Here is a 17,835-nt window from a genome sequence, read left to right as displayed (position 1 = left end):
ATAATTCCTTACAATATTGTAACAAATATAAAAATCAAGATAATCGCGTTATAATTATAGATAAGCAAAATGGTGGCTTAAGTGATGCACGTAATGCAGGACTAAAACAAGCTACGGGTGATTATGTTTGTTTTATCGATAGTGATGATTTTATTTTGCCCACAATGATTGAGAAGATGGTAAAGCAAATGATTGAAGATCAAGCTGATATATGCGTTTGTGATATGGAATATCTATATGACAACGGAACTAAAACGTTTGCATCAGGAGGATCAATTGAAAAGACATCAATAAAAGAAATGCCTTCATTAATTCGTATAAATAATAGTGCATGTAACAAATTATTTAAAACGGAAATGTTTAACGATGTGAAATTTCCAGTAGGAAAATTTTATGAGGACTTGGCAACAATCCCTATTTTGATTTATAAAGCAAAATGTGTGACCAAGGTGCATGAGCCATTTTATGTATACTTTCAACGCTCTGGATCAATAGCACATACTGCAAGCAAGAAAATATTTGAAATTTATGAGGCAATTCATGATTGCATTCGTTATGTTGAAAATCATGGAAATGAGAAAGTGATTATAGAAGAATTATATCATCTTTATATTTTACATGGGTTAGACCTTACTACACTTCGAATCAAAGATTTTGACGATAAATCAATTGTTCCAGAATATTTGATTGAAAATATGGAAAATTTGAAGAAATACTATCCTAACTATCAACACGATAGTGCAATTAGAGACTATCCATGGAAGAAGAAACTTATTTTTAAGTTGCTTGAATATAAGAAAGTAAAACTGGTGATGAAGATTTATGAAAGATAAGCGAAGAATCTTATTCGTAAATGATGAAATGAGAATGGGTGGAGTAGCCCGTGTTCTGAATACATTAATGAGTCAATTGGATACTGAAAAGTATGAAATTGACTGTTTAGTTTTACATAAAAGAGGAATGTTACTTGATGAGATTCCAGATTATGTCCATGTAATTGAGGGAACTCCCTTTTTTAATACGGTTGATGAACCGTTGATGGAGTTAATTAAAAGATTAGATATTGGTAGGATATGTAGCAAAATTAGATTATTATTTTACATGAAGACAGGATTAATTAAGAAAAAAATTGGTATTGAAAGAAATAAAATTATAAAGAAACCCTATGATGTAGAAGTTGCAGCAAAAGAAGGGTTTTGTACAATTTTTACTGCATTTGGTGATAGCAAGAAAAAGATAAATTGGGTGCTTACAGATTATAGTGTATGCAACTATTCAAAAAGGCATATGAAAATTGTAAAAGAATCTCTTGAATTTATTGACTTGAATATTGCCGATTCAAAACAAGCATTAGAGGCATATGAAAAAGTATTTGGAATTAAAAGAGAAAAAGGTATCTCTATTCACAATTTAATGGATGTAGATAGAATTAAGCAAAATGCAAAAGATTCACATGATAGTAACATTAAGAGAGATAATTTGAATGTAATTGCAGTTGCTCGATTCCATCCCCAAAAAAGTTTAGAACGCTTATTATATGCGCATAAATATGCAATAGAAAAAGGCTATAATCATTCCTTGTTTTTGATTGGGGGTGGCGAGACAGAACCACGATTACGAACAATAGTGAAAGAAAATAATCTAACCAATGTGTTATTTCTAGGATATAAATTAAATCCTTATGCAGATATAGCAGCCTGTGATTTATTTGTTTTATCAAGTCTATATGAGGGTTTCGCAACGATTGTTAATGAAAGTTTGATTTCAGGAACTCCAGTACTCTCTACGAAGGTTAGTGGTATTCAAGAACAGTTAACTGAAGTAGAATATGGATGGATTGTTGAAAATAACCAACAAGCATTAAATATTGGCTATGTTGAGGCAATAAAAAACCCTGAAAAATTAGCTAAAATGAAAGAAAACTTGCAAGCATATCATTATCCAAATGAAAAGATACTTCAAGAATTTATGGAAGTATTGTAAAATAACTAAATGACTAGGTCATTTCAAGGAGGAAGTATGAACAAACTAGCGAAACTATTTAATGAAAAAGTTCTAAGTATCGCGATTATTGCGCTAATCATTGCACAGCCTATCATTGATATGGATTATTTAATATATGGATTTCTTGATCAATTTGGATTACCAAGATTTTCTACAATAGTGCGATTTTTGATTATTCCAGGCTTAATTGTTTGGACTTTCTTCTTAAAAGATAAGAATAAAAAGAAAACACTCCTTGTGGGTGGTTTATATGGAGTAGTATTGGCTGTTTATTTCTACTTTCATTGCCAAAATGCCATAACAGCATATTCGATTATGGGATTTACGACAAATTTTGAGTTTTCAATTTATCAAGAGTTGGTATATATTTTAACTTTAATATTACCATTTGGTTTAACATATTGTATTTACCATATGAAAATCACAGAAAAGATGATTAAGATGATTACTTATGTTACTTCATCAATCATTGCCTTACCTATTTTCTTTGGGGATCTCTTTGTATTTGGTATTAGTACATATGAAGGGTATACAATGGCAAGTTTTATTAGCTGGTTTACAGGGGGCTATGAAATTTATCATCCACGTGTACTAGCAAGTAAATTCTTCTTTAGTGAAGGTAATACAATTGGTATTTTAATGTTTATGCTACTTCCACTTCTCTATTATTTCTTTTCAAAAGCAATAAATAAAAAAGAAAAAATTGCTGTGGGTATATTAATAGCGATTCATAGCTTATCAATGCAAATTCTTGCAACGCGTGTTGCAACTTATGGTGCAGTATTAATTCCAATTGCTTTCCTAATTCTTTATATATTTAGTAGTTTAATTCTTAAAAACGAAAAATTTAAAACAAGTGTATTAATTTTTACAATTTGTATGGCTGCATTATTTGGTGCTATCTTGAATTTTACACCAGCAGTCGTTAATCAAAGCATCGATGCAATAAACGATGTAGCACTTTCTGAAAATGGTGCTGCAGATAAGGGACGTGAGGAACTTGATTCAGATAAAGCAAAAGCACTAATACCTGGAACAAAAGAATTTGATGATTTCTATATTTATATGTTTGAAGATTATGGAATTAGAGCCAAATACGCAAGTTCAATTCCAAAGCAATATTATTTAGATTGGTATAACTATAAGTACGATCCTAAATATTGGGTGGATGTTTTATTCTTACCACTTGAACAACGCGTCGGGGGAAGAACAATTCAAACAAATTTCATGAATTATAAACTATCTACATTAAATAGTAGTCAAAGATTTTGGGGTGCAGGGTATTCTACATTCATGAATGGATCGATTCTCTTAGAACAAGACTTCAAACAACAATGGCTAACATTAGGTCCATTAGGCTCTTTCCTAACAACTATACCATGGGTAATTGCAGTACTTGGAGGAGCAATTCTAGTTATTATAAAGTGGAAGAAATTATTCAAACTAGATATTTTTGTTTATGCGATGTCATTGGTTGCAGCACTAGCAACAGCGTATACAAGTGGACATACTTTAGATCAATTTATTACTACAACATTTATGGCGCTATTATTAGCAATTTTATTAAATAAAATTGTTGAAGCATATAAAAAAGGTGAATAGATATGAGACCAACAGTTAGTATAATCGTACCTGTTTATAACGTAGAAAAATACTTAGAGAAGTGTTTGGATTGCTTAGTCAACCAAACACTTTTGAACATGGAAATATTAGTTATAAATGATAGTTCACCAGATAACAGTCAAGAAATTATTGATCGATATGTTGCAAAATATCCACAAGTTAAATCCTTTATCAAACCGAATGGAGGTATTGCTGATGTTCGAAATTACGGTCTTGAAAAAGTAACGGGTGAATATTTCGGGTTTTTAGATAGCGATGATTATACAACATTAGATATGTTTGAAAAAATGTATGATAAGGCTATACAAGAAGATGCAGATGTCGTTGTAAGTAATTTCAAATGGGTTAATCAACATGGTGAAAAAATACAATTAGAAGGGCCTTATAAACAAGGCAAAGACATGATGGTAAAATTATTTGCCACTTTATGGAATAAAATCTATAAGACAGATTTTGTAAGAAGTTTAGACTTAGAATTTCCTACAGGAAATCGTTATGAAGATGCATGTTTCTTATATTGTTTAACTCCACATATTAACAAACTGGCTTTCATAGATGAAGCATTTGTGTCTTACGTGCAGCATGGTGCTAGTATTACGCATACAAATAATGTTCAAGTTAAAAACATGATTACAGTGTTTAAGATTATTGTGGACTATTTTAAGACAAACAGTCTATATGAAGAATATTATGATGAATTAGAATATTTGCATATTAAATTTTTTCTTGGAAATAGTTTTTTGCGGAGTTCTAGAATAAAAGATAAAGATGATCGTAAAGATACTATTTTATTGGGATGGAATTTGTTAAATCAAGAATTTCCAAATTGGAGTAAAAATCACTATCTAAATGACTTAGGTGGGATGAAAAACAAATATTTCAAAATGGTTAGAAGATGGAACATTATGATATTTGCTTGGATTTTTAGAAATTTTAAAACAGATAATATCTAAGTGAGGGAATTTATGAGTATAATAGTTGTTCTTCTTTATATTATTTTATGGAATACTGTTTTTGTAGATGTATTCAATGAAAAATTCGAAAAAATGTTACCATTCTCTTTAATTAGTGCAGCATTAATTATGTATCTTGGAGGATTAGTAGGTTCACTTAAACTAGGATTTTATTTGACAATAGGCATTATACTATTTTACATTCTATACAAAATCGGTGAATATTGTAAAAATAAAAAATGGAATATACCCTTTCAAAATATATTTACAACAGGATTTGTAATAACAATAGTTGTTTATTTTCTAGTTGTAGGTATGAATTGGGTTAGAGGTTTTAATCATTGGGACGATTATATGCATTGGGGTTCAATGGTTAAATATAATGTTAATTTTGATCAATTCTATAGTTTTGATAAATCATTTATTTTTGCACATAAAGACTATCCACCAATAGCTTCACTATATGAAACAATTTGGTGTTTTTTGTCAGGTGGTTATAATGAAGCCTATTGTATACGTGCTATGCAATTTCTTGAAATGAGTTTTCTTTTGATTTTATTTACAAAAATAAAGTTGAGTAAAGAAAATTGGCTAAATATAGTATTAAGTGTATTTATCTTATTTACTGTAATTCTTGTTTTACCAGATTTGAGTTTATTCTATTACAATTCAATTTATGTTGATTCATTGATTGGAATCATATTTGGTTATTCAATTTATTTTGTGTTTAGTCATGAATTAACAATTAAGAATAGTTTTCTGTTAAGTTTGTTGTGTGCGTTCCTAATTTTGTTGAAACAAATAGGATTAGCATTTTATGGATTAATTATTTTTGCGATTATAATTAAAGTAATTTCAAATTATAAAAACATTAATTTGAAAAAAATAGGAATGACATTTTTAATGACAATAAGCATTCCAGTTTTATTCTATTTAAGTTGGAAATTTATCATTAGTCTTTCCAATGTAAATGGCGCACTAATTGGTCAATTCTCTTATGGTGATTTAAAAGTATTTGACATATTTGGTATTGTTAAGGGAACGATTGGTGAGCCATGGCAAGTTGAAACAGCACAAACATTTATTGAAGCGCTGTTTACAAGAACAATGTTTTATCAACCATTCAAACTTTCTTATGTATTTTCAATCATTTTAATAAACATATTCTTATTTGGAATATCGTATATATTCAAAAACAATCGCAAATCAACATTTATGAAGATGATAGTATTTGATTTGGGTGCAATAGGATATGCCTTTGGAATGCTGATGTTATATGTCTTTGCGTTTGGTCCCTATGAAGGACCAATACTTGCTTCGTTTGAAAGGTATATGGCAACATATATCTTTGCAGGAATCTTATTAATTATCTATACAATTTTTGAAGATTTTAAAGTAAGTTGGAAAAGTGTGGGAAGTATAGTGCTTGTCTTGATTCTATTTATTTCAACTACGGATTATAATCGATTAAAACCTTCTACAACATATTACTCTTGGGGTGATGGATTAATGCAATATGCAGAGATGCTTAAACAACATATTAGACCAGGTGATAAAGTGTTAATGATGGAACAGGGTGAGAAAGCTATTCATCACTATATTTTGGGATATTATTTGATGCCAATAGAAATGAGTGCCTATTCTTTTGGTAAACCAAAATATCAAGATGATATTTATTCAGTTGAATTCAGCCAAAAAGAATTCGATGAATTGTTAAGTCAGTACGATTATTTTTACTTATATATGTATGATGATGAAGGAAATAAATTGTTAAGTAGCTATCTCGATGAATCAGATATAGACTTTTCAAGATTATTTAAAATAGTAAAAAAACAAGAACAAGTTCAACTTGTTCCTGTAAATTAGTGTTTCTTATATAATTTTTTAATTAATAATAGACCACCTAGGGTTAGTCCGATTCCACTGATTATTAAACCAATATTGAAGTAAGGAATGGTGTAATTGAAATGAATTTCATTTGCACCTTTTTTAAGTTCCAAACCAATAAAACCACCATTAACCAATTGTGGTGTAACGGAAGTATTATTGCTTGTTATTTTCCATCCATCACTATATGGGATACTAAAGTATACAATTGCATCTTCCACTAGATTAATATTGAAGGAAATAGAATTATTCGTAAAATCAGTTGGATTGAAAAATTGTTTAGGCACTTGACTATATTTTGAAGATAATGAATTTAAGAGTTTATCATCGACTACTAAATTATTTGTAAGTATATTTGCTAATTCATGAAGATAAATGTTATCATCTTCAGACAATGCTAGCATTTCATTTGTGCCAATGAAAGAGCTATATGTTTTTGCCATAGCGAAGTCACCATCATATTTGAATACTTTATAGCCGTCAGGAATACCTTCAATAAATACTTCTTCTCCGCTATAATAGTAGGAATCAAGATCAACATCTGTAGAGACAATAGAATATTTTACAACTAAATTATCATATATTGTGAAATCATCAAAGTGAAATATCCAGTTGATTTCAGGATACTGACGAGTATATTTTAGAAAATCGTAACTATAATAATTATATAATGAGTCATAAGTTTTTAGTGTTGGAATATTATAATATAATCCGAAATTTGTAGTGTCTACTTCAGGAATTGTTTCATCAACCTGAATATTGATTCTATAAAATGACGGATCTAATTCTTTTAGCAACTTATAAGTGGATTCAACGGCTGCGGCATTTGAAATATAAGTTGCTTTTATAATTTCATTTTTACTATAAGAGATAATGGCTTGATTGCCTTGATATAACATTTCTGCGATAGCGAATAACCCTAAAAGATAAATAACATTTTTCTTAGAATTAAATAATATCAAGAGTACTGTGTAGATTATTGAAAACATTGCTGCCATAAATAACATTTTAATTTCTGGATACATTTTCAAATCTAAATTATTTAGAGATGGCAATATAACACTCAAGAAAAAAATTATTAGTAAAATAACGAATTCTGTGAATAATAAGAGTTTTACATTAACTTTTTTAAGATTGTTGAATACAATTGCCGCAATAATTAGCAGTGTGAAATTAAAGATAATAGTATAGCGAAGACTATATGTGAATTGAAAAATTTTTCCAATGAATGGTGATATCAATGTGAATAAAGTTAAGATAAGTAATGTTGCGAATAGTTGTTTTTCTTTTTTAGAAAACTTTTGTTTAAAATATTGAGGTATTAATAATAGAGGTAATATTCCACTGTAAATTCCAATCTGGTAAAAGTAATACCACATGTCATGATAGAGAAGATTGTCAAATTTAGTAACCGGAATAAAGAAATTCATAATTATTGCAAGAATATTGGTAGTACCCCAAGTAGTATAGGATGCAATACCTTCAGTAACAAGGCGAGGACTATTTATCATGTACATTAATGATGGTACCCAGACAATGGCGGCAATAAGTACACCTATAATAAATGCCCCTAGTGTTTTAAATGATAACTGGAAGAAAGCTTTTATATTGTATTCATGAATCATGAAATAGCGAATACACCAATAAATCAAAATATAAATACACATAGTCCATGCTAGATAGTAATTCATAGCAATAAGTAATGCTGCAACAATAACGAGTAATGAAAATTTATTTCTTTGTAATACATTTTCAATGCCTGCCATTAATAGAGGAGTTAAACAATAAAAACTTAGAAATATAGGATGTTCCAAGAAAATAAGTGACCAGCCAGTTGCGATAAATAATGAGGAGAAAAGTAACTTAGTTGTATATTTTAATTTAAAGCTTTTCAAAAAATAAAAGAATGTAAAACCAGACAGATAACACTTAAATAGTGTTAAAATAAATAATGTATTGGGAACAAAATTTATGAATTTATTAATTAAATATCCCAAATATGCAAAGATATCACTTGTCATATACAATACAGCCTTGGAAGTAAAAAAATCATTACCTAGAAACAAATTCCAACTCCAAGCGAGTTTGCCACTATCTAAGAGATTGAAAAACTCTTTATAGAAAGGAATACCTTGTTGAATCCAGTCATCTTGAATGATGTAAAGTTGATCTAAGTTTAATGGGCTTCCTGTAATAAGTGATTTTATTAAATTAAAGGAATACGGGTTGAATAAAACGAAAATGATAATTGTAAAAACTACAAACAAAATAATGTTTTGCTTTAATTTTAGGCTATTTTTCATGATGTTAATCCTTTTCATTACTATAATAATCCATAAAAGAGTTCACATAAAGCAATTCTTAAGAAAATATTAGGAAGTATACTTTTAGTTATGATTATCGTATAATATTGATGTTATGGAGGGATACCATGAAAATGTTATCAATTGTAGTACCTTGCTATAATGAAAAAGAAACTGTTTCACTTTTTTATGAGGCAACATCTCAAGTTGTTGAGAAAATGGGTACGAAATATGAAATTATCTTTGTGAATGATGGTTCAAAAGATAGTACTCTTGAAGAATGCTTAAAACTATATGAAGCACATAAAGATATTGTTAAAGTAATTGATTTTAGCAGAAATTTTGGTAAAGAAGGCGGTTTGTTAGCCGGCCTTGAATATGCAAAAGGAGACTATATCACTGTGATGGACGCGGATTTGCAAGATCCACCATCTTTTTTGCCTGTTATGTTTAAGACAATGAAAGATAAAGGGGTTGATATTGTAGGTACACGTCGAGTTTCACGAAAAGGTGAGCCTCCAATTAGATCATTCTTTGCACGTCAATTTTATAAACTTATTAATAAATTCTCAGATGTAGAAATTGTTGATGGTGCAAGAGATTATCGTTTAATGACAAGACAAGTTGTTGATGAAATCTTACGTTTAAAAGAGTATCATCGATTTTCAAAAGGAATTTTCTCTTGGGTTGGATTTAAAACAGAATATTTAGAATATGAAAATGTTGAAAGAGTTGCGGGAGAAACAAGTTGGTCATTTTGGAAATTATTAGTATATGCAATTGAAGGTATTATTGCATTTACTGTAGCACCGTTGCGTATTGCTACGTTCTTTGGATTATTTATTTCATTTTTTGCTTTTGCATCAATGATATTTGTAATGGTTCGTGCTGCACTCTTTGGTGATCCAGTAAGTGGATGGCCTAGCATGGTTACGATTATGTTATTCTTAGGCGGAATTCAACTAATAGCATTAGGTATAATAGGTGAATATTTATCAAAAACATATATGGAAGTTAAAAGACGTCCTAATTATATTGTAAGAAAGATTTATGAGTAGAGTGGAGGAAAACTATGTCAAAAAGTAAAAAAGGCAACCAAGCCATTAATGGTTACCTACTGTTAGGAATCATGGTGATATCAATAGTTATTACTTTGTTGTTTGGATATAACATTTTTAGTGTAGCTACTAAAAAAGGCGGCGGTTCAGGAACAACTGTTGACCTTGGTTCAGGAAGTTCAATGAAGAATGACTACTATACAATAGGCAATAATCCAACAGAATTAAATAAAGAAAACTTCAAGGCACTCACTGCAGCTTTAAAAGAAGGCGATGATTTGAAAATCGCTGATGCAGTTGTACGCAATTTTATTGCAGAGTATTATACTTGGACAAACAAAGATGGAAACTATGAAGTTGGTGGAGTTCAATATATTTATGGACCCAAATATACGACATTTGCCGAAGAGTCAAGATGGGGCTTTTATAAAGACTTAGATTTATACATTACACAATATGGTCGTGAAAATTTATTAGAAGTTGATTCCATTGAAACTAAAGTAGATTATGCTGCTGACTATGTAATTGGTGATCAAGTTTTAAAAGCATATTATGTGGAAGCAACATGGACTTATAAATCATCGAGCAAAATTAATGTAGATGAATTTCAAAAAACAGGATATTTTACTGTCGCAGATAATAATGGACGTTTTGAAATCGTACGTATGTATGATAATTACGATTAAAGGAGGAACGATATGACTAAAAATAGAAAAAATACAGTTTCAAATAGACCTCCTGTTAAAAAGAAAAATGGAAGAATTAAACAAGATATAACAGCATTAAATATAGTCCTTACTGCTTTAACTTTGATTGCAAATGGATTAGTATGGTGGACATTGTTAAGTGTGGTTCGATATAGTACACTAAGCAAACCAATCTTTATTATCATCAATATTGTTATTTTGTTTATCTTATTGTTTATGAATTTAACAATATTCATGTTGGTAAGAACAAAACGGAAAAAATATTTGAACATAGGTGCTGCTTTTCTAGTAATCTGTTTACTACTAGGTGGATTTGGTACTTATGTCACAGGACGTATTAATAAAAATGTAAATAAGATTACTCAAACTGGAACAATTAACGAAACTGTAGATACAAGTTTAGTTATTTTTGATGCGAATCAACAATTTTCAATTAATTCAATTGCAGAAATGAATGGGAAAACATTGGGTGTTGTTAAAGATAGTAACTATGAGAAATTAGCTTTAGAAAAATTAAAATCTGAAAATGTTACTGTTACAACAACAGAATATGAAGATTACATTACCCTTGCCCAAGGATTATTTGCAGGTGAAGTAGACATTGCTGCACTTCCAGGCAACTATGAAGCACAATTAGGTGTCAATGATGGATTTGATGAATATTTAGTTAATACAAAAGCTGTTGATACATTCTCTAAAGTAGTAGAAGTGAATGTAGAAAAAGGTAGTGATAAAGATTTAACAACAGAACCTTTTACAGTACTTATTATGGGGACTGCTGAAGGATTATCAGATGCAATGATGATTGCTTCATTTAATCCAATAAGTATGAGAGTAACATTGACATCAATTGCTCGTGATAGTTATGTGCCAATTGCATGTTCAAGTGGTTCAAGTAAAATTAACTCAGCACGTGGACGTTCTAGACAATGTGCCATTGATACTGTTGAACAACTAACAGGTATTTCTATTGACTATTATTTTGAAAGTAATTTTAAAGGTATTGTTGATATGGTAGATGCAATCGGTGGAATTGTTGTAAACAATCCATACGAATTTGTAGGACAAAACTCTTCTTCTGAACGTGGGCATAAAACAGTTTGGATTCCTGCAGGAGAAAATGTACCATTAAATGGTGAACAAGCATTGGCTTTTGCACGTGAAAGAAAACTTTATGCAACGGGTGATTTCCAACGTCAAGCTAATCAACAACAAGTTATTGAAGCAATTCTAACAAAAGTAATGCGACTTCGTGATTTGAATAAAGCGTTGGATATGTTAGACGCAGCTGGTGATAATGTATCAACAAATATGTCTATTGATCAATTAATTTCATTATTCAATTATTCAATGGGAAAAGTAAATCGTTCATTTGACCAAGAACATCCAGAAAAGATTTTCGATATTGTGGGATCACGTATTACTGGATATAACTCTGGATTATGGAATGAAGGGTTACAACAAAATATTTATATTTATCGTTTATATGAAGGTTCATTAAAAGATACTCGTGCAGGTATTACTCGTAATATTGATTTAAACAGCAAGATTGATGCGCCAAAGTCAGTTAAATGGGAAGCTACATGGGAATTCTATCCACCTACATTATCAAATGAAACATATGCAGAAAAAGTTATCGTTGCAGAAATTCCAGATAATTTACCTGCTTATACAACTGTTGGTAAATTAACTGCATGGGCTAAATCATTTGGTATTGCTGTAAATATTCAATATGTTACAGAAGGTATGGAAGGTTATGATGGAAATCTAGCAGATGGAACAATTATCTGGCAAGATGTTCCAGCAGGAACAGCAGCAAGTGCATTTACACAAATTAATATAAAGGTTATACAAAAGAATGTAGTTACTAAGTGCCCAGCAAATTCAACAGGAGAATATCCAAACTGTGTATGTACCGACACTACTCAAAAGTACGATAAGAATAAAAATACTTGTGTGGCAACAACAGGTACAGAATTTACGTTGACTGTTAAGTACGTAGATGCAGATACTAAAGCTGAGATTCAAGGCGCAACAACAATGAAAGTAATTGGTGGACAACCATATACAGTTACTAGTCCAGTTATTACTGGATATACAATTGTAAATGCAACCTATACTGGTACAATGCCTAATAATGATGCAACAATAGAAGTGTTGTATAAGAAAACTGGTGGAGGAACGCCGACACCAACACCAACACCAACACCAACACCAACACCAACACCGACACCGACACCAACACCAACGCCAACGCCAACACCAACGCCAACGCCAACACCAACGCCAACGCCAACACCAACACCAACGCCAGAATCAACGCCAACTCCTGAATCAACACCAACTCCTGAAACTGTCACACCATAAAGTAGGTATTTATACCACAAAACAAACCCAAGTAAATTTATTTCTTGGGTTTTTAAAATTTATTAAACATGGTACAATAAATTAGTAAAAATGGAGGAAATTCTATGAAAGGGATTATTCTTGCAGGAGGTAGTGGTACACGCTTGTACCCACTGACTAAAGTAACATCTAAACAATTATTACCAATTTATGATAAACCCATGGTTTATTATCCTTTAAGCACATTAATGTTGGCAGGAATTAGGGATATACTGATTATTTCTACACCATCTGATTTGCCTAATTTTGAAAAACTATTAGGCGATGGTTCTCAATTTGGAATTAATTTATCCTATAAAGTTCAAGAAGTTCCTAATGGTCTTGCACAAGCATTTGTATTAGGTGAAGAGTTTATTGGTGATGACGATGTTTGCATGGTTCTCGGAGATAACATATTCTATGGTAATCAATTTGGAGCAATGTTGAAGAAAGCTGTTGATAATAAAGGACGTGCAACAATTTTTGGACAATATGTACATGACCCAGAAAGATTTGGTGTAGCTGAGTTTGATGAAAATGGAAAAGTATTGAGTTTGGAAGAAAAACCAACAAGTCCAAAAAGTAACTATGCAGTTGTAGGTTTATATTTCTATGATAATCGTGTTGTTGAATATGCAAAAAATTTAAAACCTTCTGCACGTGGAGAATATGAAATTACAGACTTGAATAAAATTTATTTAACTAACGGAGAAATTGACTGTGTAATGTTTGGACGTGGATTTGCGTGGTTAGATACCGGAACAATCGACTCATTATCACAAGCCACCAATTATGTTAAAACAATTGAAGAGATTCAAGGAATCAAAATTTCTGTTCCTGAAGAAATTGCTTATTATAATAGATGGATTGATAAGGAAGAATTATTGAAAGCGGCAGAAAATTATGGTAAAAGTACGTATGGTGATTATTTGAGATTTGTAGCAGCAGGTTCGATGAAAACAACATACAACAAATAAGATTGGAGAAATATGAAATTAATATTCCTAGGATGTGGTTATCTTGGTTACAATTTATCAGAACAATTAAGTAAGTATTACGATGTTCAAGTAATTGGATTGGATAGTCCATACACAAAGTTATCTAACAAGTTTACTTATTTGGATGCGTTTAATGATGAATTTGATGATACATTTGAAGACGCAATAGTATTTGATTCAATTTCAGTTCTTTCAAATAACGCAATTTCAGATAATGAAGATGAGAAATTACTTCAAATTTCAAATTTGTATGAAAAAATGTTTGGTAAACTTAAAAAATATAAAATCAAAAAATATTATTTTTTATCAAGTGGTGGAACAATTTATGGGAATAGTTCAAACCCTATATCAGAAAATCATGAAATTCATCCAAGGACACTTTATGCAAAAAGTAAAGCGCTAATTGAACAATTACTGATAAACTCAGGACTGAATTTTGTAGTGCTTCGGTTAACTAACCCTTATGGTGGATATCAAGTTACTGATAAAAAACAAGGGGTTATACCAATTTATATTGAGCGAACATTAAAGAATGAAGAATTTGAATTGTGGGGGACACCGCATACAATACGTGATTATATTTATATCGACGATTTTGCCAATGCAGTTCATTTATGTATTGAAAATAACATTATTAATCAAATAGTCAATGTGGGATCAGGAACAGGAACAAGTCTACAAGACATTTTTAATGAAGTGGAAAAGGATACGCAATTAAAAACTAAAATTAAAACTATACCAAGTGATGTTCCAATTGTAGAATCAATTGTGTTGGATATTACGAAATTAAAACAACTCACAGGTTTTGAACCTAAAGTATCATTAAGTGAAGGAATCAAAAAAGAAATTCAAAGAATTCAGGAGGAATTAGTATGAAGATATGTGTAACTGGCGGTGCTGGATTTATTGGCAGTAATTTTGTTTATTATGAATTAGAAAAACATCCAGAAGATGAAATTGTTTGTCTAGATGCTTTGACTTATGCTGGAAACTTAGAAACACTTGAAGAAGCAATGAAAAATCCAAAATTTAAATTTGTAAAAGGTGATATTGCGGATAGAAAATTTATTTATGATTTATTCGAAAAAGAAAAATTTGATATTATCGTGAATTTTGCTGCCGAAAGCCATGTGGACCGTAGTATTGAAGAACCAGAAATATTTTTACAAACCAATATTATGGGAACGCAAGTATTGATGGATGCGTGTCGTAAATATGGAATTCAACGATATCATCAAGTTTCTACTGATGAAGTCTACGGTGATTTACCACTAGACAGACCAGACTTGTTTTTTACAGAGGAAACACCAATTCATACATCAAGTCCTTATTCAAGTAGCAAGGCTTCAGCTGATTTATTAGTGCTTGCATATTACCGTACTTATGGCTTACCTGTAACGATTAGTCGTTGCTCAAATAACTATGGACCTTATCATTTTCCTGAAAAACTAATCCCACTTATGATATCTAGAGCGCTTGCGAATGAATCTTTACCGGTATATGGTAAAGGGGAAAATGTTCGTGATTGGTTGCATGTATATGATCATTGCAGTGCTATTGATTTAGTAGTTCGTAAGGGTAGAGTTGGTGAAGTTTATAATATTGGCGGGCATAATGAACGTACAAATTTACAAGTTGTTAAAACTATATTAGAAGCTTTGAACAAACCAGAAAGCTTAATTAATTATGTTACTGATCGTAAAGGACATGATTTGCGCTATGCGATTGATCCTACAAAAATTGAAACTGAATTAGGATGGAAACCAATGTATAATTTTGATACAGGTATCCAACAAACAATAAAATGGTATTTAGATAATGAATCATGGTGGAAAAATATTATCAATGGTGAATACCAAAACTACTACAAGAAAATGTATGAGGGACGCTAAATGAAACCAGATGTAATTATCGTTGGAGCAGGATTTGCAGGGGCTGTAATTGCGGAAAGATATGCAAATGACTCTAATAAAAATGTATTAGTTATTGAAAAAAGAAACCATATTGGTGGAAATATGTTTGATTATATTGATGACAATGGTGTTCGTTACCATGAATATGGTCCTCATATTTTCCATACAAACAGTAAGGACGTTGTAGATTATTTATCTAAATTCACAGAATGGTATCCTTATGAGCATCGCGTATTAGGGGTAATAGAAGGAAAAAAAGTTCCAATTCCTTTTAACCTTACAAGCATCGAGAAATGTTTTGACACAGAAAAAGCTGAAAGATTAAAAGAAGCTTTAGTCGAAGCATACGGAATGGATACTAAAGTTCCTATACTTCGTTTAAAAGAAAACGAAAATGAAGAAGTTAAAGAACTTGCGGATTTCATTTATGAAAATGTATTTAAATACTATACGATGAAACAATGGGGATTAACTCCAGAAGAAATTGATCCAGGTGTTACTGCTCGTGTGCCAGTACTTGTCGGAAGAGATGATCGTTATTTTCAAGATAAATATCAATGCATGCCAAAAAACGGTTATACAGCTATCTTTGAAAATATGCTTGCATCAGAAAAAATTGAAATTATGTTAAATACAGATGCACATGAACATGTACATGTTGATTTAGAGTGTAACAAAGTATTCTATGATGAAGAAGAATTTACAGGGCCTGTTATATTTACAGGTGCTGTGGATGATTTGTTGAATTACCAATTTGGCGATTTATCATATCGTAGTTTAGATTTTGACAAACAAAGTCATAAGGGTACTTATCAAGAAGCAGCTACAGTCAATTATCCTACACCTGCTGAAATTAATGGTTTTACACGAATCACGGAATATAAATTATTAATGGATACTTATCCAAGTGATAAAACAACAATTGCAGTTGAATATCCATTAGCTTACAATCGCCATAGTGATAGGGGAAATATTCCGTATTATCCAATTTTCACTGAAGAAGATAAAAAGAAATATGAATCTTATTGCGATAAAATTAAGGATATTTCTAACTTGCACTTATTAGGACGTTTGGCTGATTATAAGTACTATAATATGGATCAAATTGTTGCAAGAGCATTAATGATTTATAATAAGATTAAATAAAAATGAAAGTTGAACTTGATGTTCAACTTTTATAATGATTACTATAATTTTGAAGTTAGATGAATCAAAATGTTGTTAATAATTTATAAAAAAAATATTTCTATAAAGAATATAACTAGTACTTTTAAAAAAATTACTAATGAGGTATTATATTAAAAAGGGAGATTAGAATAATATGAGAAAAATTATTTTAGGTTTACTTGTTTCGTTTTTATTACTTACTGGATGCTCTTCATCTGGGAAGAAAGATCCATTTGAGAATTCAGCAGGAAGAGAGCCAAAAGAGATATTGAAAGTTTTGGAAGAGAATGGTTTTGTGTATGAGTTGGATTCATTTAGTTTTGTAAGTGAAAAACTAGGAACAGAATTTGTTTCAGTTCCTGATGAGAATGGAAAATTAGCGACGATAATTGAAAATTCTACAGCAAAAGGTACTGTTAAAATATTAGTAACAAGCACTAATGAAGGAATTGTAGGGTTTAAAGATGATCAAGTAGTATGTGCGTATAATTTTAAAGATGATAAATACCTTGCAAAAAATGGTGAATGTAGTGATGAAGCCAAAGCCCTTGTTGAGACTGGAAAAGCTGATTTTGGTGAGTGGTTAACTAAAATTGGTGTAACTTATAATGAATTTAGAAATTTCTTGTTTAGCGGCGAAGGTGTTGATGAAAGACTCCTAGCACTTATGAATAATACTACTTCATCAAAAAATGATGGAAATAGTGCTTCAGCAATAGCTACTCCAACACCAGAACCTCAAACAACTAATGAATATTCAAGTGGAATGTATAAAATTGGTGTAGATATGCCGGCTGGGCAATATATGTTAATTAATAAAGGATCATCAAAGGCTTA

14 protein-coding genes are annotated in these 17,835 nt (G+C 30.7%); 13 read left to right on the top strand and 1 reads right to left on the bottom strand.

All coding sequences use genetic code 11. The annotated features are described in order from the left end of the window. The 5 genes from RSB60_RS07135 to RSB60_RS07115 form a co-directional block, all read left to right on the top strand. Positions 1 to 833 (top strand): glycosyltransferase family 2 protein (locus tag RSB60_RS07135; RefSeq protein ID WP_332615409.1); only part of this gene is annotated, 833 nt, incomplete at its 5' end. After that, complete coding sequence (locus RSB60_RS07130) at positions 823 to 1,983, top strand: glycosyltransferase (protein WP_332615407.1); 1,161 nt, start codon at positions 823 to 825, stop codon at positions 1,981 to 1,983. The genes RSB60_RS07135 and RSB60_RS07130, both read left to right, overlap by 11 nt. Before the next feature lie 36 nt (positions 1,984 to 2,019). Beyond that, positions 2,020 to 3,606: an O-antigen ligase family protein gene (locus RSB60_RS07125; protein WP_332615405.1), complete on the top strand. Its 1,587-nt coding sequence runs from the start codon at positions 2,020 to 2,022 to the stop codon at positions 3,604 to 3,606. Between the two features lie 2 nt (positions 3,607 to 3,608). After that, a complete protein-coding gene (locus tag RSB60_RS07120) occupies positions 3,609 to 4,580 on the top strand; it encodes a glycosyltransferase (protein WP_332615404.1) in 972 nt (323 codons plus the stop codon). Positions 4,581 to 4,592: 12 nt separating this feature from the next. Further along, positions 4,593 to 6,446, top strand: a complete 1,854-nt coding sequence (locus RSB60_RS07115) for a hypothetical protein (RefSeq protein WP_332615402.1) — start codon at positions 4,593 to 4,595, stop codon at positions 6,444 to 6,446. On the opposite strand, the gene RSB60_RS07110 is transcribed toward RSB60_RS07115, so the two are convergent. Beyond that, positions 6,443 to 8,770: a YfhO family protein gene (locus tag RSB60_RS07110; protein ID WP_332615400.1), complete on the bottom strand. Its 2,328-nt coding sequence runs from the start codon at positions 8,768 to 8,770 to the stop codon at positions 6,443 to 6,445. The genes RSB60_RS07115 and RSB60_RS07110 overlap by 4 nt on opposite strands. Positions 8,771 to 8,898: 128 nt before the next feature. Here RSB60_RS07110 and RSB60_RS07105 point away from each other — a divergent pair, with 128 nt between their 5' ends. The 8 genes from RSB60_RS07105 to RSB60_RS07070 form a co-directional block, all read left to right on the top strand. Then, on the top strand, positions 8,899 to 9,828 hold the full coding sequence (locus RSB60_RS07105; protein ID WP_442879298.1) for a glycosyltransferase family 2 protein: 930 nt from the start codon (positions 8,899 to 8,901) through the stop codon (positions 9,826 to 9,828). Between the two features lie 14 nt (positions 9,829 to 9,842). Further along, the gene (locus RSB60_RS07100; protein WP_332615398.1) at positions 9,843 to 10,514 is read left to right on the top strand and encodes a hypothetical protein; all 672 of its coding nucleotides are present in this window, start codon (positions 9,843 to 9,845) and stop codon (positions 10,512 to 10,514) included. A 12-nt stretch (positions 10,515 to 10,526) separates the two neighbouring features. Next, complete coding sequence (locus RSB60_RS07095; protein ID WP_332615396.1) at positions 10,527 to 12,902, top strand: LCP family glycopolymer transferase; 2,376 nt, start codon at positions 10,527 to 10,529, stop codon at positions 12,900 to 12,902. Between the two features lie 104 nt (positions 12,903 to 13,006). After that, positions 13,007 to 13,897: a glucose-1-phosphate thymidylyltransferase RfbA gene (gene rfbA / locus RSB60_RS07090; protein ID WP_332615394.1), complete on the top strand. Its 891-nt coding sequence runs from the start codon at positions 13,007 to 13,009 to the stop codon at positions 13,895 to 13,897. 12 nt (positions 13,898 to 13,909) lie between these two features. Next, positions 13,910 to 14,794 carry an NAD-dependent epimerase/dehydratase family protein gene (locus RSB60_RS07085; RefSeq protein ID WP_332615392.1) on the top strand — a complete coding sequence of 295 codons (885 nt, stop codon included), beginning with the start codon at positions 13,910 to 13,912 and terminating at the stop codon, positions 14,792 to 14,794. Then, positions 14,791 to 15,810 carry a dTDP-glucose 4,6-dehydratase gene (gene rfbB / locus RSB60_RS07080; protein WP_332615390.1) on the top strand — a complete coding sequence of 340 codons (1,020 nt, stop codon included), beginning with the start codon at positions 14,791 to 14,793 and terminating at the stop codon, positions 15,808 to 15,810. Before RSB60_RS07085 ends, rfbB begins: the two co-directional genes overlap by 4 nt. Continuing rightward, on the top strand, positions 15,811 to 16,977 hold the full coding sequence (gene glf / locus RSB60_RS07075; RefSeq protein ID WP_332615388.1) for a UDP-galactopyranose mutase: 1,167 nt from the start codon (positions 15,811 to 15,813) through the stop codon (positions 16,975 to 16,977). It begins immediately after the preceding gene. 175 nt (positions 16,978 to 17,152) lie between these two features. Beyond that, a partial coding sequence (locus RSB60_RS07070) for a hypothetical protein (protein ID WP_332615386.1) occupies positions 17,153 to 17,835 on the top strand: 683 nt, incomplete at its 3' end.

Origin of the sequence: Anaerorhabdus sp. (assembly GCF_036657415.1) — a bacterium.
GTDB lineage: Bacteria > Bacillota_I > Bacilli_A > Erysipelotrichales > Erysipelotrichaceae > Anaerorhabdus.
This window is presented reverse-complemented; position numbering and strand designations above follow the sequence as displayed.